This window comes from Streptomyces sp. CMB-StM0423 (assembly GCF_002847285.1).
Classification (GTDB): Bacteria; Actinomycetota; Actinomycetes; order Streptomycetales; family Streptomycetaceae; genus Streptomyces.
The window spans coordinates 3,169,028-3,186,206 of the sequence record NZ_CP025407.1; the positions used below are offsets into that span (position 1 = coordinate 3,169,028).

The following is a 17,179-nucleotide window of genomic DNA, read 5'->3' on the forward strand; positions in this document are numbered from 1 at the left end:
GGGGGGCCCGTCCCCGCAGGAAGCCACACCGCAACGGGCCCCCCACCCCTTCAGTAGGGCCGGAGCCCGTACCCGTACCGGAACAGCGGCTCCGAGCCGGCCTCCCGGGACACCGCCGCGTCCGCCGCCCGGCGCGGCCAGGTGACCGGCAGCCGCCCGCTGAACCCGGCCCCGAAGAGCGCGTCCGTGATGCCGCGGGCCTCCGTCCCCGGCAGCCAGGCCGCCACGAAGGCGTCCGTGCGCGCCAGGGCCTCCCCCAGCACCAGCGGCCGCCCGGAGTACAGGACGCCCACGCAGGTCTTCGCACGCCCGCACACGTCGGCGAGACCGGCCTCGTTCCGCGCGCCCAGCGCCAGGGTCCCGGAGTCGCCGGACCACTCCGCGTACGGATCCTCGCCGCCGACCCAGATCCCGACGTCGCCGCGCCCCTCGGTCGCCACCTCGATGCCGGTGCCGGCGGTGGCGGCCCGCAGCGCCTGGAGGAACGTCGTCCCCCGCGTCGTCCGCCCCGTACCGCCCTGCCAGCCGACCGACCAGCCGCCGAGCTGCCGCCCCAGGTCGTCGGCGCCGTTGCCGCCGACGACGATGCGGTACGGGCCGCGCCGCGGGAGCGGCAGCGCGCCGCGCTCGTTGCGGAGCAGCACCTGCGAGGCCCGTACGGCCTGGCGCGCGACGGCGCGGTGGCGGGGGGAGCCGACGGCGGCGGTGCGGGCGGGGTCGGTGAAGGGGCGGTCGAAGAGCCCGAGGCGGTCCTTGGCGGCGAGGATGCGGCGTACGGCGTCGTCCACGCGCTGGAGGGGGATGTCCCCGCGGCGGACGCCGCCGACGATTGCGCGGTGCACGCCGCGGTGGTCCCTGGAGACCATGACCATGTCGACGCCGGCGTTGACGGCACGCGCTACCTGGGCGGCGAGGTCCTTGCCGGGGAGCTGCTGCACGGCGTCGTAGTCGCTGACGACGAAGCCGCGGAAGCCGAGTTCGCCTTTGAGCACGCCGGTGAGGAGCCGGCGGTCGCCGTGGGTCTTCGTGCCGTGGACGCTGCTGTAGCTGGCCATGACGGAGCCGACGCCGGCGGCGATGGCGTCGCGGTACGGGGCGAGGTGGACGCGGCGCAGCTCCTCTTCTGTGACCCGTACGTCGCCCTGGTCCAGGAGCCGGCCTTCGCCGGCGGCGGTGCCGTAGGCGGTGCCGCCGTCGCCGAGGTAGTGCTTGGCGGTGGCGAGCACGGAGCGGGGGCCGAGGGCGGCCCCCTGGAACCCGCGCACGGAGGCGGCGCCGAGTTTCCCCACGAGGGCGGGATCCTCGGCGTAGCCCTCGTACGTACGCCCCCACCGCACGTCCTGCGGCACGCACACGCACGGCGTGAACGCCCACCGCACCCCGGCGCCCAGCGTCTCGTCCCGCGCGACGCGCTCGGCGCGGCGGACGAGCGCGGGGGCGCGGGTGGCGCCCATGCCGATGTGGTGCGGGAAGATCACGGACCCGGTGATGCCGCTCATGCCGTGCACGGCGTCGGCACCGTAGAGCAACGGAATACGCAGCCTGCTGCGCAGGGCGGCCCGCTGATACCCGTCGGTCATCCGGGCCCAGGCGGCGGCGTCGTTGCCTCCGCCGCGTGGGCCGCCGTCGTCGCCGGCGCTGAGCATGGCGCCGATGCCGAGACGGGCGAGGTCGCGGGGGTCGCCGAGGAAGGCGTTCTGCACCTGGATCATCTGCCCGGCCTTCTCGGCGAGGGTCATGTGAGGCAGACAGTCGAGACCGCGACAGCGGGCAGGGGGCGCAGGGGGCCGGGAGTCGGGGTCGAGGGAGGAGGGGGCGGCGCAGGCGCCGAGGAGAAGGAGAGAACAGAAAGCGGCAAGGAGACGCATGCTCGTCACCCAACCTATGCCGGGGGCGCGAGTGGCCCAGGCACACGGGACTGGGGGCACAGGTCACCCGCCGGGGGCGGAGGAGGGGCTCAGGAGATGCAACGGGGTCCGGGGGGGGCGGAGCCCCCGGTTTCGGGAAGGGGCGGGATCGGGGACAGCCCCCCGCACCCGGCGTCCGGACCAGCCCTGACCCGCACGCACGCCCGCCCGCGAACGCGCAGCCGCCGGGGTCCGGGGGCCGCGCCCCCGGGGTCCGGGAGGGGGAGACCCCTAGCTCGTGCCCAGGGTGCGGAGGCGGCGGGAGGCCGTGTTGCGGGCTGCCAGGGCCTCGTCCGGCGGGTAGCCCACCTCCTCCAGCGTCAGCCCGTGCGGACGCACGACCTGCACCGCCGAGTCCCGCACCGCCGCCCCCAGCACCCGCCCCACCCACTCCGGCTCCCGGTGCCCGTCGCCGACGAAAAGCATCGCGCCGACCAGCGCCCGCACCATGTTGTGGCAGAAGGCGTCCGCCTTGACCGTCGCCTCCAGCACCCCGTCCGCCCGCCGCGACCACCGCAGGTCCAGCAGCCGCCGGATCGTCGTCGCCCCCTCCCGGCGCTTGCAGAAGGCCGCGAAGTCGTGCTCCCCCAGCAGCAGCTCCGCCGCCGCGTTCATCGCGGCGGCGTCGAGCGGCCGGTTGTGCCACAGCACGTGCCCGCGCAGCAGCGGGTCGACGCCGCCGGGGTCGTCGCCGACGCGGTACGCGTAGCGGCGCCAGATCGCCGAGAACCGGGCGTTGAAGTGCGGCGGTGCGGCGGTCACCCGCCAGACCCGGACATCGTGCGGCAGCCGCCCCGCCAGCCGCCGCAGCAGCAGCTCTCCCCGCTCCCCCTGCTCCGCCCACACCGGCTCCGGCAGGTCGACGTGCGCCACCTGCCCCCGCGCGTGCACCCCCGCGTCCGTACGGCCCGCCACCGTCAGCTCGTACGGCGCGGACGCCCGCAGGACGACGCGCAGCGCCGTCTCCAGCTCCTCCTGTACCGTCCGCTGGCCCTCGCGCTGCCGCGCCCAGCCGGAGAAGCCGCTCCCGTCGTACGACAGGTCCAGCCGCACCCGTACGAAGCCGGCCGCCACCTCGTCACTCACTGCCCTGTTCCTCTCAGCGCGACGGGCCCGCTCCCCCGGAGGGAAACGGGCCCGTCGTCATGCACGAACGCGCGTCAGGCGTCCTTGGCGTCCTTGCCCTCGGCGGACTCGCCGGCCTCGGACGAAGCCTCGGCCTCGCCCGCCTCGGCCTCAGCGGCGTCCGCCGCCTCGGCGGCCTCCGCGTCCTTCTTCAGACCGGCCGCCGCCTCCTCGCCCGCCACGTCCTTCGCGGAGCGCTTCGTCGCCGCCTCGGCCTCGCCGACCGCCTCCTGCTGCACGGTCAGCGCCTCGACCAGCTCGATCACCGCCATCTTGGCGTTGTCGCCGCGACGGTTGCCGATCTTGGTGATCCGGGTGTAGCCGCCCGGGCGGTTGTCGTACCGCGGACCGATCTCGGTGAACAGCGTGTGCACCACGCTCTTGTCCGAGATGAGCTGCATGACCTGGCGGCGGTTGTGAAGGTCGCCCTTCTTCGCCTTGGTCACCAGCCGCTCGGCGTACGGACGCAGCCTGCGGGCCTTGGCCTCGGTCGTCGTGATGCGACCGTGCTCGAAGAGAGCGGTGGCCAGGTTCCGCAGCATGGCGCGCTCGTGCGCCGCGCCGCCGCCCAGTCGGGCGCCCTTGGTGGGCTTCGGCATGGTGTTTCTCCTTTACCGCACCGGCCGTGTCAGGTACCGGTGATCGGGGTCCGGGGGGCGTGGCGCCCCCCGGGACATCAGTACTGCTCGGTCTCGACGAAGCCGGCGTCGGCGTCGTCGTCGGCACCGAAGGTGTCGGCGGCCGAGGTGGGGTCGAATCCGGGCGGGCTGTCCTTGAGGGCCAGGCCCATGCCGGCCAGCTTCGCCTTGACCTCGTCGATCGACTTGGCGCCGAAGTTGCGGATGTCGAGGAGGTCCGCCTCGGAGCGGGCCACCAGCTCGCCCACCGAGTGGATGCCCTCGCGCTTGAGGCAGTTGTACGAGCGGACCGTGAGCTCCAGCTCCTCGATCGGCAGCGCCAGGTCCGCGGCCAGGGCGGCGTCCGTGGGGGACGGGCCCATGTCGATGCCTTCGGCGTCGATGTTCAGCTCGCGGGCCAGGCCGAAGAGCTCGACCAGGGTCTTGCCGGCGGAGGCCACCGCGTCACGGGGGCGCATGCACGGCTTGGACTCGATGTCGACGATCAGCTTGTCGAAGTCCGTGCGCTGCTCGACACGGGTCGCCTCGACCTTGTAGCTGACCTTGAGGACCGGCGAGTAGATGGAGTCGACCGGGATCCGGCCGATCTCCTGGCCGACCTGCTTGTTCTGCACGGCGGAGACGTAGCCGCGGCCGCGCTCGACGGTCAGCTCCATCTCCAGCTTGCCCTTGCCGTTGAGCGTGGCCAGGACCAGGTCCGGGTTGTGCACCTCCACACCGGCAGGCGGGGCGATGTCCGCGGCCGTCACGACACCGGGGCCCTGCTTGCGCAGGTACATCACGACGGGCTCGTCGTGCTCGGAGGAGATGACGAGCTGCTTGATGTTGAGGATGAGGTCGGTGACGTCCTCCTTGACGCCCGGCACGGTGGTGAACTCGTGCAGAACGCCGTCGATCCGGATGTTGGTGACTGCGGCACCCGGGATCGAGGAGAGGAGCGTACGGCGCAGGGAGTTGCCGAGGGTGTAGCCGAAGCCGGGCTCCAGCGGCTCGATGACGAACCGGGAGCGGTACTCCTCGACGACCTCTTCGGTGAGAGAGGGACGCTGAGCGATCAGCATGTCTGTTCCTTCAGTCGTGGGCGCCCGCTATTTGACGCCCGCTGTACCGACCAGGGTACGGGCGGCACGGCGCAAACGCGCCATACCGCCCGTACCTGCGAACTTCCGCCCGAAGACTTACTTCGAGTAGAGCTCGACGATGAGCTGCTCCTGCACCTGGGTGTCGATCACCTGGCGCTCGGGCAGGCTGTGCACGAGGATCCGCAGCTTGGACGGGATCGCCTCCAGCCAGGCCGGGACGGTCCTGTCGCCGGCCTCCGCCTGCGCCACCGCGAAGGGGGTCAGGTTCCTGGAGGACTCGCGGACCTCGATGATGTCGCTCGGCACGACGCGGGCCGACGGGATGTCGGTCTTGCGCCCGTTGACCGTGATGTGGCCGTGCCGGACGAGCTGGCGGGCGTGGTCGCGGGACTTGGCGAAGCCGGCCCGGTAGACGACGTTGTCCAGCCGTGTTTCGAGGATGCGCAGCAGGTTCTCACCGGTCTTGCCGGACTGCCGGTTGGCCTCGTTGTAGTAACCGCGGAACTGCTTCTCCAGCACCCCGTAGATGCGCGCGCACTTCTGCTTCTCGCGCTTCTGCAGCAGGTACTCGCTGTCCTTTGTGCGCCCGCGCCCGTGCTCACCCGGGGGGTAAGGACGGATCTCGATCGGGCACTTAGCGCTCTCGCACTTGGCTCCCTTGAGGAAGAGCTTCATCTTCTCCCGACGGCAACGTTTGCAGTCGGCCCCGGTGTAACGCGCCATGTCTTGTCGTCTCCTACTTCGCTTTTCTCAGACCCGGCGGCGCTTCGGCGGGCGGCAGCCGTTGTGCGGGGTGGGGGTGACGTCCTGGATGGACCCGACCTCGAGGCCGGTGGCCTGGAGGGAGCGGATCGCGGTCTCACGGCCGGAGCCGGGACCCTTCACGAAGACGTCGACCTTGCGCATGCCGTGCTCCTGGGCACGGCGGGCGGCGGACTCGGCGGCCATCTGGGCGGCGAAGGGCGTCGACTTGCGCGAGCCCTTGAAGCCGACATGGCCGGCGGAGGCCCACGAGATCACGTTCCCGGACGGGTCGGTGATCGAGATGATCGTGTTGTTGAACGTGCTCTTGATGTGAGCGTGGCCATGGGCCACGTTCTTCTTTTCCTTGCGGCGGACCTTCTTGGCCCCGGCCGTTCGGCTCTTCGGAGGCATTCGGTGTTATCTCCCGTGGAGGTGGTCGGTCCTGCAGCGATGCGGGCGCACGGAGCGGACCGCTGCGGACTACTTCTTGCCCGGCTTCTTCTTGCCGGCGATGGCGCGACGCGGGCCCTTGCGGGTGCGGGCGTTGGTGGAGGTGCGCTGACCGTGGACGGGCAGTCCGCGGCGGTGCCGCAGGCCCTGGTAGCAGCCGATCTCGACCTTGCGCCGGATGTCCGCCTGGATCTCGCGGCGGAGGTCACCCTCGGTCCTGAGGTTGTTGTCCACGAACTCGCGGATCTGGACGAGCTCTTCCTCGGTCAGATCGCGGACGCGGGTGTCGGGGCTCACCCCGGTCGCGGCCAGCGTCTGCTGGGAGAGCGTCCGGCCGATGCCGAACACATAGGTGAGGGCGACCTCCACGCGCTTCTCGCGCGGGATGTCGACACCTGCAACGCGTGCCATTGAAGGCTCCTGTGTCTTGTCGGAGGTCTTCCGCAGCACCGTTCCCGTATTTCGCTACGAGCCGGGTCCCCGGCCTCCGAGCCGGGGGTTTCGTCCCACACACGTTCGTGGGGGTCGGGTGGCTGCTTCTTACTTTTCGCTTGTTGCGTCGCGCGAGGAGCTGCGAGCGGTGCGAGGCAATGGGTCGGCGTACGTCAGCCCTGGCGCTGCTTGTGGCGCAGGTTTTCGCAGATGACCATGACCCTGCCGTGGCGGCGGATCACCTTGCACTTGTCGCAGATCTTCTTGACGCTCGGCTTGACCTTCATGTGTCTGGAGGTTCTCCGGGTCGGTGCCCCGCCCCACGGGAGCGGGACGAAGCAAGATCTACTTGTAGCGGTAGACGATCCGTCCGCGCGTCAGGTCGTACGGAGACAACTCCACCACGACCCTGTCGTCGGGAAGGATACGGATGTAGTGCATCCGCATCTTGCCGCTGATGTGCGCGAGGACCTGGTGCCCGTTCTGGAGCTCCACCTTGAACATCGCGTTCGGCAGAGACTCGACGACGGTGCCCTCGATCTCGATGGCCCCTTGTTTTTTGGCCATGCTTGAGCGCTTCACCTTCCGGATTCGGCTACCTGGATGGTCCGGGGCACACGGGTGCACGGGGACCGACGAGTCAGTCTACGCGACCGCACCAGAAAGGCGAAATCGGGAGTGTGCCCGCTCCGCAAGATCATTAAGCACCCGGCGAACCGGGCGCCCCCGGGTGCGCCGCGGCCTCAGTCCAGCGGGTCCGGGGCCGCCGTGATCCCGTACGCCGCGAGCTTCTCGCGGCCGCCGTCCGGGGCCGTCAGCACCAGCGGGCCGGCCTCGGTGAGAGCCACGGAGTGCTCCCAGTGGCTCGACCAGCTTCCGTCGTCCGTCTTGACCGTCCACTCGTCGGCCAGCACGTGCGTGCGCGGGGTGCCGAGGCTGACCATCGGCTCGATCGCGATGCAGAAGCCCGGGACGAGCTTGGGGCCGCGGCCGCGGCGCCTGTCGACGTAGTTCAGCAGGTGCGGGTCCATGTGCATCTGCGAGCCGATGCCGTGGCCGCCGTAGTCCTCGACGATGCCGTACTTGCCGGCGGCCGGGCGCGGCTGGCGGCGGATGTAGCCCTCGACGGCGGCGGAGATGTCCACCAGCCGGTTGCCCTTGCGGACGGCCGCGATGCCGGCCCACATGGACTCCTCGGTCACCCGGCTCAGCTCGTGCAGCTCCGCCTTGTGTCCGGAGCCGACGAAGGCGGTGATGGCGGCGTCCGCGTGCCAGCCGTCGACGATGGCGCCGGCGTCGATGGAGATCACGTCGCCCTCGCGCAGCACGGTCTCGCGGTCCGGGATGCCGTGGACGACGACGTCGTTGACCGACGTGCAGATGTTGCCGGGGAAGCCCCCGTACCCCAGGAAGTTCGGCTTGGCGCCGTGGTCGGCGAGGACCTTGGCGGCGATCTCGTCGAGGTCCTTCGTGGTGGCCCCGGGCACGGCGGCGGCGGCGCACGCCTGGTGCATGGCCGCGACGACGAGGCCGGCGGCCCGCATCTTCGCGATCTGTTCCGGGGTCTTGATCTCCACCATGACGGCTGCTGCCTCCTGGGCCGGCGAGGGACGTCTCCCCCGTCCACGATACGGGCCCGCCGCGGGCCTCCGGGCGGGGGCCGGTGCGGTGGGCGTAGAAGGGTCGTACAGAGGTCGTACAGAGGTCGTACGGGGGGACGTACGGGCCGTGGCGCAAGGATCCGTACGCGCCCCGGGCGCCACGGGCCGTGCAGGGGCCCGTACGGGCCGTGGAACCGCGTCAGCCGGCCCCCGCGGGCGGGCGGGGACCGGCTGGGTGTTCCGCGGCTGCTGCGGGCGGCTCAGGACCGGTCTGCGGGGACCTCACCGGGCAGCGCCTGCATCGCCCGCCGGGTGACCTCGGCGACCGAACCGAGCGCCGAGATCGTCGTCACCAGGCCCTGGGCCTTGAAGTAGTCGATGATCGGCTCGGTCTCCTCGTGGTAGACCTCCAGCCGGCGCCGGACCGTGTCCTCGTTGTCGTCGTCGCGCTGGTACAGCTCGCCGCCGCAGATGTCGCACACGCCCTCGCGCTCCGGCGGGGAGTACGTGACGTGGAAGACGTGGCTGCTGTCGTTCCGGCAGATCCGCCGGCCCGCGATGCGCTTGACGACCTCGTCCTCCGGCACCTCCAGGTCGAGCACGGCGTCCAGCTCCAGCCCGGCCTCCTTCAGCAGCCCGTCGAGCGCCACCGCCTGCGCCACGTTCCGCGGAAAGCCGTCCAGCAGGAATCCGCGGGCAGCGTCGGGCTGCTCCATGCGGTCCCAGGCCATCCCCACGGTTACCTCGTCCGGAACCAGGTTGCCCGCCTCCATGTACGCCTTCGCCTGGCGGCCCAGCTCCGTGCCCTCGCTGATGTTGGCACGGAAGAGGTCACCGGTGGAGACGTGCGGAATGGACAGGTTCTTGGCGAGCAGGGCGGCCTGCGTGCCCTTGCCCGCACCGGGAGGCCCGACGAGGACGATTCGCATCAGCGGAGGAACCCTTCGTAGTGATGCTGCTGCAGCTTGCTCTCGATCTGCTTCACCGTCTCAAGCCCGACACCCACGATGATGAGGATGCTCGTGCCACCGAAGGGGAAGTTCTGGTTCGCGTTGAACAGCACCAACGCCACTGTCGGTACCAGCGCGATCAGACCCAGATAGAGCGAGCCCGGCCAGGTGATCCTGTTGAGCACGTAGCTCAGGTACTCCGCGGTGGGACGGCCGGCCCGGATGCCCGGGATGAAGCCACCGTACTTCTTCATGTTGTCCGCGACTTCCTCGGGGTTGAACGTGATGGCCACGTAGAAGAACGCGAAGAACACGATCATGAGGAAGTACGTGAGGATGTACACCGGGTGATCACCGGTGACGAAGTTCTTCTCGACCCATTGCGCCGCGCCCGAGTTGGAGCCGGTGAACTGGACCACCAGGGCGGGAATGTAGAGCAGCGAGGACGCGAAGATCACCGGGATGACGCCCGCCTGGTTGACCTTCAGCGGGATGTACGTCGAGGTGCCGCCGTAGGAACGGCGCCCGATCATGCGCTTCGCGTACTGCACGGGGATGCGGCGCTGCGCCTGCTCGACGAAGACCACCAGGCCGACCATCGCCAGGCCGAGCGCGATGACGACGATGAACTCGCCCCAGCCGTCGATGATCTTGCCGGACTGCTTGATGTTCCAGAGGGCGCCGGGGAAGCCGGCGGCGATCGAGATGAACATCAGCATCGACATGCCGTTGCCGATGCCGCGGTCGGTGATCAGCTCGCCGAGCCACATGACCATCGCCGTACCGGCGGTCATGCAGATCACCATGGTGATGACGATGAAGATGGAGTCGTCGGGGATGATCTGGTCGTTGACCTGACACTGCGGGAAGAGCGAGCCGCTACGCGCCGTGGCGACCAGACCGGTGCCCTGCAGAATCGCGAGGGCGACGGTCAGATAGCGCGTGTACTGTGTGATCTTCGCGGTGCCGGACTGGCCCTCCTTCTTCAGGGCCTCCAGCCGCGGGATCACCACCGTCAGCAACTGCAGGATGATGCTCGCCGTGATGTACGGCATAATCCCCAGCGCGAAGATGGTGATCTGCAGGAGGGCCCCACCGCTGAACATGTTGACCAGGCCGAACAGGCCCTGGTTGGCGTTGGCCTCGTCCATGCATTGCTGCACGGCCTGGTAGTCGGTTCCGGGGACTGGAACCTGCGCACCGAGCCGGTAGATCACGATGATGCCCAGCACGAACAGCAGCTTCTTGCGCAGGTCGGGTGTCTTGAACGCCCGGGCGAACGCGGTGAGCACGGTGCCTCCTGCGGCCCCCATGCTTGATCACGGGGGCTGACGGGTCATTTGTTCAGCGGATGGTCGGTAGACGTCCCACGCAGGCGTACGCCCACATGGGTAGGGACAGTGCACGCCACCTTACCGGGGGGTGCGGCTGCCGTGGAACGACCAACCGGGGATGCCCATGCGGGACATCCCCGGTTGCTCGTCACACTCAGACGCGCTCGGTGACCGAGCCGCCGGCAGCGGTGATCTTCTCGCGGGCGGAGCCGGAGACCTTGTCGACGGCCACCTGCAGCGCCACGGAGAGGTCCCCGTTGCCCAGCACCTTCACGAGCTCGTTCTTGCGCACCGCGCCCTTGGCGACCAGATCGGCCACCGTGACCTCGCCACCCTGGGGGTAGAGCTCGGCCAGCTTGTCCAGGTTCACCACCTGGTACACCTTGCGGGCGGGGTTCTTGAAGCCCTTGAGCTTCGGCAGCCGCATGTGCAGCGGCATCTGCCCGCCCTCGAAGCGCTCCGGCACCTGGTAGCGGGCCTTGGTGCCCTTGGTGCCGCGGCCCGCGGTCTTGCCCTTGGACGCCTCGCCTCGACCCACGCGGGTCTTCGGCTTCTTGGCGCCCGGGGCCGGCCGCAGGTTGTGGATCTTCAGCGGCTTCTGCTCCGCCGCGTCCTGGACGGCCATGTCAGTCGACCTCCTCGACCGTCACCAGGTGGCGGACGGTGTGCACCATGCCGCGCACCTGGGGACTGTCATCGCGGACCACGCTGTCGTGGAGCCGGCGCAGGCCGAGCGTACGCAGCGTGTCCCGGTGGTTCTGCTTGCTCCCGATGTAGGACTTGCTCTGGGTGATCTTGAGCTGTGCCATCAGCCGTTCACCCCAGCGCGGGCGCGCAGCATTGCGGCAGGCGCCACGTCCTCCAGCGGCAGGCCACGGCGGGCGGCGATCTCCTCGGGGCGCTGCAGGCCCTTCAGTGCGGCCGTCGTGGCGTGCACGATGTTGATCGGGTTGGACGAGCCGAGCGACTTGCTCAGCACGTCGTGGATGCCCGCGCACTCCAGCACGGCACGCACCGGGCCACCGGCGATCACACCGGTACCGGGCGACGCCGGCTTCAGCAGCACGACACCCGCGGCCTCCTCACCCTGGATCGGGTGCGGGATGGTGCCCTGGATCCGGGGGACCTTGAAGAAGTGCTTCTTGGCCTCCTCGACACCCTTGGCGATAGCGGCCGGCACCTCCTTGGCCTTCCCGTACCCGACACCCACGGTGCCGTCACCGTCACCCACCACGACCAGCGCGGTGAAGCTGAAGCGACGACCACCCTTCACTACCTTGGCGACTCGGTTGATCGCGACAACGCGCTCAACATACGCGGTCTTGTCGGCAGCACCGCCGCCGTCCCGGCCCTTCCGGTCCCGCCGCTCGCCGCCGCCGGCGCCGCCACCGCGGCGCTGGGGTCCAGCCATTGGTCTTCCTCTCTCAGAACTTCAGCCCGGCATCGCGGGCGGCGTCGGCCAGGGCGGCAATGCGCCCGGCGTACTTGTTGCCACCGCGGTCGAACACCACGGCCTCGACTCCGGCGGCCCGCGCACGCTCGGCGACCAGCGCGCCGACCTGCTTGGCCTGCGCCGTCTTGTCGCTCTCGGCGCCCCGGATGGACGTGTCCATCGAGGAGGCCGAGGCCACCGTGTGGCCGGCGATGTCGTCGACAACCTGGGCGATCATGTGGCGGTTCGAGCGGGTCACGACCAGGCGCGGACGGTCCGGCGTACCGGAGATCTTCTTCCGCACGCGGATGTGCCGGCGCTTGACGGCGGCCGCCTTGCGGGCACTGCCCTTGGCGATCTTCACACCGTATGCCATGGCTTACTTACCCGCCTTTCCGACCTTGCGCTGGATGTACTCGCCCTCGTACTTGACGCCCTTGGCCTTGTACGGGTCGGGCTTGCGGAGCTTGCGGATCTTCGCAGCGACCTCGCCGACCTTCTGCTTGTCGATGCCCTCGACGCTGAAGTGCGTCGGGTTCTCGACCTTGAAGGTGATGCCCTCGGGGGCCTCGATGAGGATCGGGTGGCTGTAGCCCAGCGCGAACTCCAGGTTGGAGCCCTTCGCCTGGACGCGGTAGCCGACCCCGCTGATCTCCAGCTTCTTCACGTAGCCCTGGGTCACACCGGTGACCATGTTCGCCACCAGGGTGCGCGACAGGCCGTGCAGCGCCCGGCTCTTGCGCTCGTCGTTCGGGCGGCTGACGACGATCGTGTCGTCGTCGCCACGGGCGACGTCGATGGGCGCGACGACGGTGTGCGAGAGGGAGCCCTTGGGGCCCTTCACGTTGACCGTACGGCCATCGATGGTGACGTCCACGCCGGCGGGAACCTGGATGGGCAGCTTGCCAATACGCGACATGGCTTTACCTCCGTTCCCTTCCGTTACCAGACGTAGGCGAGGACTTCCCCGCCCACGCCCTTCTTGCCTGCCTGCTTGTCGGTGAGCAGCCCGTGGGAAGTGGAGATGATCGCCACGCCCAGGCCGCCGAGCACCTTCGGCAGGTTGGTGGACTTTGCGTAGACCCGCAGACCCGGCTTCGAGATCCGCTTGATGCCCGCGATCGAGCGCTCGCGGTTCGGGCCGTACTTCAGCTCCAGGACGAGGCTCTGGCCCACCCGGGCCTCCTCGGTCTTCCAGCCGCTGATGTAGCCCTCCTGCTGGAGGATCTCCGCGATGTGCGTCTTGATCTTGCTGTGCGGCATCGTCACGGTGTCGTGGTACGCCGAGTTCGCGTTCCGCAGACGGGTCAGCATGTCTGCGATCGGATCGGTCATGGTCATGTGATGGCCTTCGGCCTCTCTCGCCGCGGTTTCCTGTCTGCACCGTCCCTCTCCCTCGGTACGAGGACGGGTGTGGTGCGGGGACCTACGGCGTAGTAGTCGGTCAAAGCGTCCCGGTGATCCGGCGGATCACCAGGAGCTCTTGGTCACGCCCGGCAGCTCGCCCCGGTGCGCCATCTCACGCAGGCACACGCGGCACAGGCCGAACTTGCGGTACACGGAGTGCGGACGGCCGCAGCGCTGGCAGCGCGTGTAACCGCGCACCTTGAACTTCGGCTTACGGCCGGCCTTCGCGATCAGGGCCTTCTTTGCCACGGCTCATGCCTCCTTGAACGGGAAGCCGAGGAGACGAAGCAGGGCGCGGCCCTCGTCGTCGTTGCTCGCCGTGGTGACCACGGTGATGTCCATGCCCCGGACCCGGTCGATCTTGTCAGGGTCGATCTCGTGGAACATGACCTGCTCCGTGAGACCGAAGGTGTAGTTGCCCCGGCCGTCGAACTGCTTCGGCGACAGGCCGCGGAAGTCGCGGATGCGCGGCAGCGCGAGCGACAGCAGCCGGTCGAGGAACTCCCACATCCGGTCGCCGCGGAGCGTGACGTGGGCGCCGATCGGCATGCCCTCGCGCAGCTTGAACTGCGCGATGGACTTCCGGGCCTTGGTCACGGACGGCTTCTGGCCGGTGATCGTGGCGAGGTCCTTGATGGCACCCTCGATCAGCTTGGAGTCGCGGGCGGCATCGCCCACGCCCATGTTGACCACGATCTTGGTCAGGCCGGGGATCTGCATGACGTTCTCGTACGAGAACTCGTCCTTCAGCTTGGCCTGGATCTCGTCCCGGTAGCGCTGCTTGAGGCGCGGGACGGTGGTGGTGGCAGTCATCAGATGTCCTCACCCGTCCGCTTGGCAACGCGGATCTTGTTGCCCTCGTCGTCGAAGCGGTAGCCGACCCGGGTCACGACCTTCTGGCCGTCCTTCTCCACCACCAACTGAACGTTGCTGACGTGAATCGGGGCCTCGGTCGTGATGATCCCGCCGGTCTTGGACCCGCGGGCCGTCTGGCCGGCCTTGGTGTGCTTCTTGACCCGGTTGACACCCTCGACCAGGACGCGGTCCTCGCGCGGGAAGGCCGCGATGACCTTGCCCTGCTTGCCCCTGTCCTTGCCGGTGATGACCTGAACCAGGTCGCCCTTCTTGATCTTCATGTGCTACAGCACCTCCGGCGCGAGCGAGATGATCTTCATGAACCTCTTCTCGCGCAGCTCACGGCCGACCGGGCCGAAGATACGGGTGCCGCGGGGGTCACCGTCAGCCTTGAGGATGACGGCGGCGTTCTCGTCGAAGCGGATGTACGAACCGTCCGGCCGGCGGCGCTCCTTGACGGTGCGCACGACGACCGCCTTGACGACGTCGCCCTTCTTGACGTTGCCACCCGGGATCGCATCCTTGACGGTGGCGACGACCACGTCACCGATACCCGCGTAGCGGCGGCCCGATCCGCCGAGCACACGGATGCAAAGAATCTCCTTTGCACCCGTGTTGTCGGCGACCTTGAGTCGCGACTCCTGCTGGATCACGTCTATCTCCTGATCGTCTGCCGGTTCCCGGCGGGACCCGTGTTACGAGGGACCCGCCGAGCCTGGCGGAACCGTCCTGGGGGCTCCCCCCAGGAATACTTACTTGGCCTTCTCGAGGATCTCGACGACGCGCCAGCGCTTGGTCGCCGACAGCGGCCGGGTCTCCATGAGGAGGACGCGGTCGCCGACGCCGCAGGCGTTCTGCTCGTCGTGCGCCTTGAGCTTGTTCGTACGGCGGATGACCTTGCCGTACAGCGCGTGCTTGACGCGGTCCTCGACGGCGACGACGACGGTCTTGTCCATCTTGTCGCTGACGACGAGACCCTCACGGGTCTTGCGGAAGCCGCGTTCGGTCTTGGTCTCTTCGGTCACATTCGTCTCGCTCATGAGGCGCTCTCCACCGTGTCGATGCCGAGCTCGCGCTCGCGCATCAGGGTGTAGATCCGGGCGATGTCCTTGCGGACGGCCTTCAGCCGGCCGTGGTTCTCAAGCTGTCCGGTCGCCGCCTGGAAGCGGAGGTTGAACAGCTCTTCCTTGGCCTCGCGGAGCTTCTCCACGAGGTCATCCTTGGAGAGCTCACGCAGCTCGGTCGCCTTGGTACCGGCGGCCATCACGACTCACCACCCTCGCGCCGGACGATCCGGCACTTCATCGGAAGCTTGTGAGCCGCACGGGTCAGCGCCTCACGAGCGGTCTTCTCGTTCGGGTACGACAGCTCGAACATCACGCGCCCGGGCTTGACGTTCGCAACCCACCACTCCGGCGAGCCCTTGCCGGAGCCCATGCGGGTCTCGGCGGGCTTCTTCGTCAGCGGACGGTCCGGGTAGATGTTGATCCACACCTTGCCGCCACGCTTGATGTGCCGCGTCATGGCGATACGCGCGGCCTCGATCTGCCGGTTGGTGACGTACGCGGCCGTGGCGGCCTGGATGCCGTAGTCGCCGAACGCCAGCTCGGTGCCGCCCTTGGCGAGGCCGCGGCGCTTCGGGTGGTGCTGCTTACGGTGCTTCACCCTGCGAGGGATGAGCATGGGTCAGCCCTCCGTTCCGGTGCTTTCGGCAGCGGGAGCGGCTGCGGCGGTGCCGGCGGCCTCGGCCCGGGGGGCCTCGGCAGCCGGAGCCTGCTGCTGCTGCTCGCGCTGCGGACGACGGCCGCGGCCACCGCGCTCACCGCCGCGACGCGGACGGTCGCCACCGCCGCCACCGCCACCGCCACCGCGGGACGGGCGGTTGCCGGCGCGGGCCGCGGCGTTCTCGGCGCGGACCTCGGCGATGTTCTTCACGTCGCCCTTGTAGATCCAGACCTTCACACCGATGCGGCCGAAGGTCGTACGGGCCTCGAAGAAGCCGTAGTCGACGTTGGCGCGCAGGGTGTGCAGGGGCACACGGCCCTCGCGGTAGAACTCCGAGCGGGACATCTCGGCGCCGCCGAGCCGCCCGCCGCACTGGATCTTGATGCCCTTGGCGCCCGCCTTCATCGAGGACTGCATGCTCTTGCGCATGGCCCGGCGGAAGGAGACACGCGAGGAGAGCTGCTCGGCGACGGCCTGGGCCACGAGCTGCGCGTCGGTCTCGGGGTTCTTGACCTCAAGGATGTTGAGCTGCACCTGCTTGCCGGTGAGCTTCTCCAGGTCGCCGCGGATCCGGTCGGCCTCCGCGCCGCGGCGGCCGATGACGATGCCCGGCCGGGCGGTGTGGATGTCGACGCGGACGCGGTCACGGGTGCGCTCGATCTCCACCTTGGAGATGCCGGCGCGCTCCATGCCCTGCGTCATCATCCGGCGGATGGCGACGTCTTCCTTGATGTAGTCCTTGTACAGCTTGTCGGCATACCAGCGCGACTTGAAGTCGGTGGTGATGCCAAGCCGGAACCCGTGCGGGTTTACCTTCTGGCCCATTACCGGGTCCCTTCCTTGCTGCCGACGACCAGCGTGATGTGGCTGGTGCGCTTGCGGATCCGGTACGCCCGGCCCTGCGCGCGGGGCCGGAACCGCTTCCAGGTCGGGCCCTCGTCGACGTACGCCTCCTTGACGAAGAGGCTGTCGACGTCGGTGTGGTCGTAGTTGTGCGCCGCGTTGGCGATGGCGCTGTCCAGCACCTTGCCGACGGGCAAGCTCGCGGCCTGCGGGGCGAAACGCAGGACCGCCTGAGCCTCCGTGGCATTCATGCCACGGATGAGGTCCACCACACGGCGGGCCTTCATGGGCGTGACGCGCACATAGCGCGCGGAGGCCCTGGCTTCCATGGTTGTCCCTTCGGTGTGAGTCATGGTCTTCGCACTCCGCAGGTCAGCGACGACGCGACTTGCGGTCGTCCTTGACGTGGCCCTTGAAGGTGCGGGTAGGCGCGAACTCGCCGAGCTTGTGCCCGACCATCGACTCGGTGACGAACACCGGGACGTGCTTCTTGCCGTCGTGCACCGCGATCGTGTGCCCCAGCATGGTGGGGATGATCATCGAGCGGCGGGACCAGGTCTTGATGACGTTCTTGGTGCCTGCTTCGTTCTGCGTGTCCACCTTCTTGATGAGGTGGTCGTCGACGAAGGGCCCCTTCTTCAGACTGCGCGGCAT

General features: G+C 69.2%; 28 protein-coding genes. All 28 read right to left on the reverse strand.

Annotation, left to right across the window (positions count from 1 at the left end; genetic code table 11):
* Positions 1-50: 50 nt before the first annotated feature.
* On the reverse strand, positions 51-1,739 hold the full coding sequence (locus CXR04_RS13425; RefSeq protein ID WP_101422247.1) for a glycoside hydrolase family 3 protein: 1,689 nt from the start codon (positions 1,737-1,739) through the stop codon (positions 51-53).
* Between the two features lie 399 nt (positions 1,740-2,138).
* A complete protein-coding gene (gene truA / locus CXR04_RS13430; protein ID WP_101422248.1) occupies positions 2,139-2,993 on the reverse strand; it encodes a tRNA pseudouridine(38-40) synthase TruA in 855 nt (284 codons plus the stop codon).
* 74 nt (positions 2,994-3,067) lie between these two features.
* Entirely contained in the window at positions 3,068-3,631 is a 564-nt protein-coding gene (gene rplQ, locus CXR04_RS13435; protein ID WP_101422250.1) for a 50S ribosomal protein L17, read from the reverse strand.
* A gap of 77 nt (positions 3,632-3,708) precedes the next feature.
* Positions 3,709-4,731, reverse strand: a complete 1,023-nt coding sequence (locus CXR04_RS13440; RefSeq protein ID WP_018834822.1) for a DNA-directed RNA polymerase subunit alpha — start codon at positions 4,729-4,731, stop codon at positions 3,709-3,711.
* A gap of 117 nt (positions 4,732-4,848) precedes the next feature.
* Positions 4,849-5,475, reverse strand: a complete 627-nt coding sequence (gene rpsD / locus CXR04_RS13445; RefSeq protein WP_101422252.1) for a 30S ribosomal protein S4 — start codon at positions 5,473-5,475, stop codon at positions 4,849-4,851.
* A 27-nt stretch (positions 5,476-5,502) separates the two neighbouring features.
* A complete protein-coding gene (gene rpsK, locus CXR04_RS13450; RefSeq protein ID WP_101422254.1) occupies positions 5,503-5,907 on the reverse strand; it encodes a 30S ribosomal protein S11 in 405 nt (134 codons plus the stop codon).
* A gap of 69 nt (positions 5,908-5,976) precedes the next feature.
* Entirely contained in the window at positions 5,977-6,357 is a 381-nt protein-coding gene (rpsM, locus tag CXR04_RS13455; RefSeq protein WP_101422256.1) for a 30S ribosomal protein S13, read from the reverse strand.
* Positions 6,358-6,551: 194 nt separating this feature from the next.
* Positions 6,552-6,665: a 50S ribosomal protein L36 gene (gene rpmJ, locus CXR04_RS13460; protein ID WP_009740505.1), complete on the reverse strand. Its 114-nt coding sequence runs from the start codon at positions 6,663-6,665 to the stop codon at positions 6,552-6,554.
* Positions 6,666-6,723: 58 nt separating this feature from the next.
* Positions 6,724-6,945 carry a translation initiation factor IF-1 gene (infA, locus tag CXR04_RS13465; protein WP_003948620.1) on the reverse strand — a complete coding sequence of 74 codons (222 nt, stop codon included), beginning with the start codon at positions 6,943-6,945 and terminating at the stop codon, positions 6,724-6,726.
* A gap of 176 nt (positions 6,946-7,121) precedes the next feature.
* Positions 7,122-7,958: a type I methionyl aminopeptidase gene (gene map, locus CXR04_RS13470; protein ID WP_101422258.1), complete on the reverse strand. Its 837-nt coding sequence runs from the start codon at positions 7,956-7,958 to the stop codon at positions 7,122-7,124.
* 281 nt (positions 7,959-8,239) lie between these two features.
* Positions 8,240-8,908 (reverse strand): adenylate kinase, encoded by a 669-nt coding sequence (locus CXR04_RS13475; RefSeq protein ID WP_101422260.1) that lies wholly within the window; start codon positions 8,906-8,908, stop codon positions 8,240-8,242.
* Complete coding sequence (secY, locus tag CXR04_RS13480; protein WP_101422262.1) at positions 8,908-10,221, reverse strand: preprotein translocase subunit SecY; 1,314 nt, start codon at positions 10,219-10,221, stop codon at positions 8,908-8,910. The genes CXR04_RS13475 and secY overlap by 1 nt, the downstream gene beginning before the upstream one ends.
* A 196-nt stretch (positions 10,222-10,417) precedes the next feature.
* Complete coding sequence (gene rplO, locus CXR04_RS13485; RefSeq protein ID WP_101422264.1) at positions 10,418-10,888, reverse strand: 50S ribosomal protein L15; 471 nt, start codon at positions 10,886-10,888, stop codon at positions 10,418-10,420.
* A gap of 1 nt (position 10,889) precedes the next feature.
* On the reverse strand, positions 10,890-11,072 hold the full coding sequence (gene rpmD, locus CXR04_RS13490) for a 50S ribosomal protein L30 (protein WP_018834830.1): 183 nt from the start codon (positions 11,070-11,072) through the stop codon (positions 10,890-10,892).
* Positions 11,072-11,674, reverse strand: coding sequence for a 30S ribosomal protein S5 (rpsE, locus tag CXR04_RS13495; RefSeq protein ID WP_101422266.1), 603 nt, complete (start codon positions 11,672-11,674; stop codon positions 11,072-11,074). Before rpsE ends, rpmD begins: the two co-directional genes overlap by 1 nt.
* A 13-nt stretch (positions 11,675-11,687) precedes the next feature.
* Positions 11,688-12,071, reverse strand: a complete 384-nt coding sequence (rplR, locus tag CXR04_RS13500; RefSeq protein WP_101422268.1) for a 50S ribosomal protein L18 — start codon at positions 12,069-12,071, stop codon at positions 11,688-11,690.
* A gap of 3 nt (positions 12,072-12,074) precedes the next feature.
* Positions 12,075-12,614: a 50S ribosomal protein L6 gene (gene rplF / locus CXR04_RS13505; RefSeq protein ID WP_101422270.1), complete on the reverse strand. Its 540-nt coding sequence runs from the start codon at positions 12,612-12,614 to the stop codon at positions 12,075-12,077.
* Positions 12,615-12,637: 23 nt separating this feature from the next.
* Positions 12,638-13,036 (reverse strand): 30S ribosomal protein S8, encoded by a 399-nt coding sequence (gene rpsH, locus CXR04_RS13510; RefSeq protein WP_018834834.1) that lies wholly within the window; start codon positions 13,034-13,036, stop codon positions 12,638-12,640.
* 129 nt (positions 13,037-13,165) lie between these two features.
* The gene (locus tag CXR04_RS13520; protein ID WP_018834835.1) at positions 13,166-13,351 is read right to left on the reverse strand and encodes a type Z 30S ribosomal protein S14; all 186 of its coding nucleotides are present in this window, start codon (positions 13,349-13,351) and stop codon (positions 13,166-13,168) included.
* 3 nt (positions 13,352-13,354) lie between these two features.
* Entirely contained in the window at positions 13,355-13,915 is a 561-nt protein-coding gene (rplE, locus tag CXR04_RS13525; RefSeq protein WP_018834836.1) for a 50S ribosomal protein L5, read from the reverse strand.
* Complete coding sequence (gene rplX, locus CXR04_RS13530; protein ID WP_027754750.1) at positions 13,915-14,238, reverse strand: 50S ribosomal protein L24; 324 nt, start codon at positions 14,236-14,238, stop codon at positions 13,915-13,917. The genes rplE and rplX overlap by 1 nt, the downstream gene beginning before the upstream one ends.
* Positions 14,239-14,241: 3 nt before the next feature.
* Positions 14,242-14,610, reverse strand: coding sequence for a 50S ribosomal protein L14 (rplN, locus tag CXR04_RS13535; RefSeq protein ID WP_018834838.1), 369 nt, complete (start codon positions 14,608-14,610; stop codon positions 14,242-14,244).
* 99 nt (positions 14,611-14,709) lie between these two features.
* The gene (rpsQ, locus tag CXR04_RS13540) at positions 14,710-14,997 is read right to left on the reverse strand and encodes a 30S ribosomal protein S17 (protein WP_101422272.1); all 288 of its coding nucleotides are present in this window, start codon (positions 14,995-14,997) and stop codon (positions 14,710-14,712) included.
* Entirely contained in the window at positions 14,994-15,221 is a 228-nt protein-coding gene (rpmC, locus tag CXR04_RS13545) for a 50S ribosomal protein L29 (protein WP_101422274.1), read from the reverse strand. Before rpmC ends, rpsQ begins: the two co-directional genes overlap by 4 nt.
* Positions 15,221-15,640, reverse strand: a complete 420-nt coding sequence (rplP, locus tag CXR04_RS13550; protein ID WP_027754754.1) for a 50S ribosomal protein L16 — start codon at positions 15,638-15,640, stop codon at positions 15,221-15,223. The genes rpmC and rplP overlap by 1 nt, the downstream gene beginning before the upstream one ends.
* A gap of 3 nt (positions 15,641-15,643) precedes the next feature.
* Positions 15,644-16,507, reverse strand: a complete 864-nt coding sequence (gene rpsC, locus CXR04_RS13555) for a 30S ribosomal protein S3 (protein ID WP_101422276.1) — start codon at positions 16,505-16,507, stop codon at positions 15,644-15,646.
* Entirely contained in the window at positions 16,507-16,854 is a 348-nt protein-coding gene (gene rplV / locus CXR04_RS13560; protein ID WP_018834843.1) for a 50S ribosomal protein L22, read from the reverse strand. The genes rpsC and rplV overlap by 1 nt, the downstream gene beginning before the upstream one ends.
* A gap of 43 nt (positions 16,855-16,897) precedes the next feature.
* Positions 16,898-17,179: a 30S ribosomal protein S19 gene (rpsS, locus tag CXR04_RS13565; protein WP_101422278.1), complete on the reverse strand. Its 282-nt coding sequence runs from the start codon at positions 17,177-17,179 to the stop codon at positions 16,898-16,900.

What these genes read in the sequence shown, in the direction of transcription:
- rpmJ (WP_009740505.1), bottom strand. Translation starts at nt 6,665, where the DNA reads ATGAAGGTCAAGCCGAGCGTCAAGAAGATCTGCGACAAGTGCAAGGTG.
- rpsQ (WP_101422272.1), bottom strand. Translation starts at nt 14,997, where the DNA reads ATGAGCGAGACGAATGTGACCGAAGAGACCAAGACCGAACGCGGCTTC.
- rplE (WP_018834836.1), bottom strand. Translation starts at nt 13,915, where the DNA reads ATGACTGCCACCACCACCGTCCCGCGCCTCAAGCAGCGCTACCGGGAC.
- rplF (WP_101422270.1), bottom strand. Translation starts at nt 12,614, where the DNA reads ATGTCGCGTATTGGCAAGCTGCCCATCCAGGTTCCCGCCGGCGTGGAC.
- infA (WP_003948620.1), bottom strand. Translation starts at nt 6,945, where the DNA reads ATGGCCAAAAAACAAGGGGCCATCGAGATCGAGGGCACCGTCGTCGAG.
- rpmC (WP_101422274.1), bottom strand. Translation starts at nt 15,221, where the DNA reads ATGGCCGCCGGTACCAAGGCGACCGAGCTGCGTGAGCTCTCCAAGGAT.
- map (WP_101422258.1), bottom strand. Translation starts at nt 7,958, where the DNA reads ATGGTGGAGATCAAGACCCCGGAACAGATCGCGAAGATGCGGGCCGCC.
- rplP (WP_027754754.1), bottom strand. Translation starts at nt 15,640, where the DNA reads ATGCTCATCCCTCGCAGGGTGAAGCACCGTAAGCAGCACCACCCGAAG.
- rplQ (WP_101422250.1), bottom strand. Translation starts at nt 3,631, where the DNA reads ATGCCGAAGCCCACCAAGGGCGCCCGACTGGGCGGCGGCGCGGCGCAC.
- rplV (WP_018834843.1), bottom strand. Translation starts at nt 16,854, where the DNA reads ATGGAAGCCAGGGCCTCCGCGCGCTATGTGCGCGTCACGCCCATGAAG.
- CXR04_RS13440 (WP_018834822.1), bottom strand. Translation starts at nt 4,731, where the DNA reads ATGCTGATCGCTCAGCGTCCCTCTCTCACCGAAGAGGTCGTCGAGGAG.
- rpsC (WP_101422276.1), bottom strand. Translation starts at nt 16,507, where the DNA reads ATGGGCCAGAAGGTAAACCCGCACGGGTTCCGGCTTGGCATCACCACC.
- rpmD (WP_018834830.1), bottom strand. Translation starts at nt 11,072, where the DNA reads ATGGCACAGCTCAAGATCACCCAGAGCAAGTCCTACATCGGGAGCAAG.
- CXR04_RS13425 (WP_101422247.1), bottom strand. Translation starts at nt 1,739, where the DNA reads ATGACCCTCGCCGAGAAGGCCGGGCAGATGATCCAGGTGCAGAACGCC.
- CXR04_RS13475 (WP_101422260.1), bottom strand. Translation starts at nt 8,908, where the DNA reads ATGCGAATCGTCCTCGTCGGGCCTCCCGGTGCGGGCAAGGGCACGCAG.
- rplX (WP_027754750.1), bottom strand. Translation starts at nt 14,238, where the DNA reads ATGAAGATCAAGAAGGGCGACCTGGTTCAGGTCATCACCGGCAAGGAC.
- rpsH (WP_018834834.1), bottom strand. Translation starts at nt 13,036, where the DNA reads ATGACCATGACCGATCCGATCGCAGACATGCTGACCCGTCTGCGGAAC.
- rpsM (WP_101422256.1), bottom strand. Translation starts at nt 6,357, where the DNA reads ATGGCACGCGTTGCAGGTGTCGACATCCCGCGCGAGAAGCGCGTGGAG.
- rpsD (WP_101422252.1), bottom strand. Translation starts at nt 5,475, where the DNA reads ATGGCGCGTTACACCGGGGCCGACTGCAAACGTTGCCGTCGGGAGAAG.
- rpsK (WP_101422254.1), bottom strand. Translation starts at nt 5,907, where the DNA reads ATGCCTCCGAAGAGCCGAACGGCCGGGGCCAAGAAGGTCCGCCGCAAG.
- rplO (WP_101422264.1), bottom strand. Translation starts at nt 10,888, where the DNA reads ATGGCCGTCCAGGACGCGGCGGAGCAGAAGCCGCTGAAGATCCACAAC.
- rpsS (WP_101422278.1), bottom strand. Translation starts at nt 17,179, where the DNA reads ATGCCGCGCAGTCTGAAGAAGGGGCCCTTCGTCGACGACCACCTCATC.
- rpsE (WP_101422266.1), bottom strand. Translation starts at nt 11,674, where the DNA reads ATGGCTGGACCCCAGCGCCGCGGTGGCGGCGCCGGCGGCGGCGAGCGG.
- rplR (WP_101422268.1), bottom strand. Translation starts at nt 12,071, where the DNA reads ATGGCATACGGTGTGAAGATCGCCAAGGGCAGTGCCCGCAAGGCGGCC.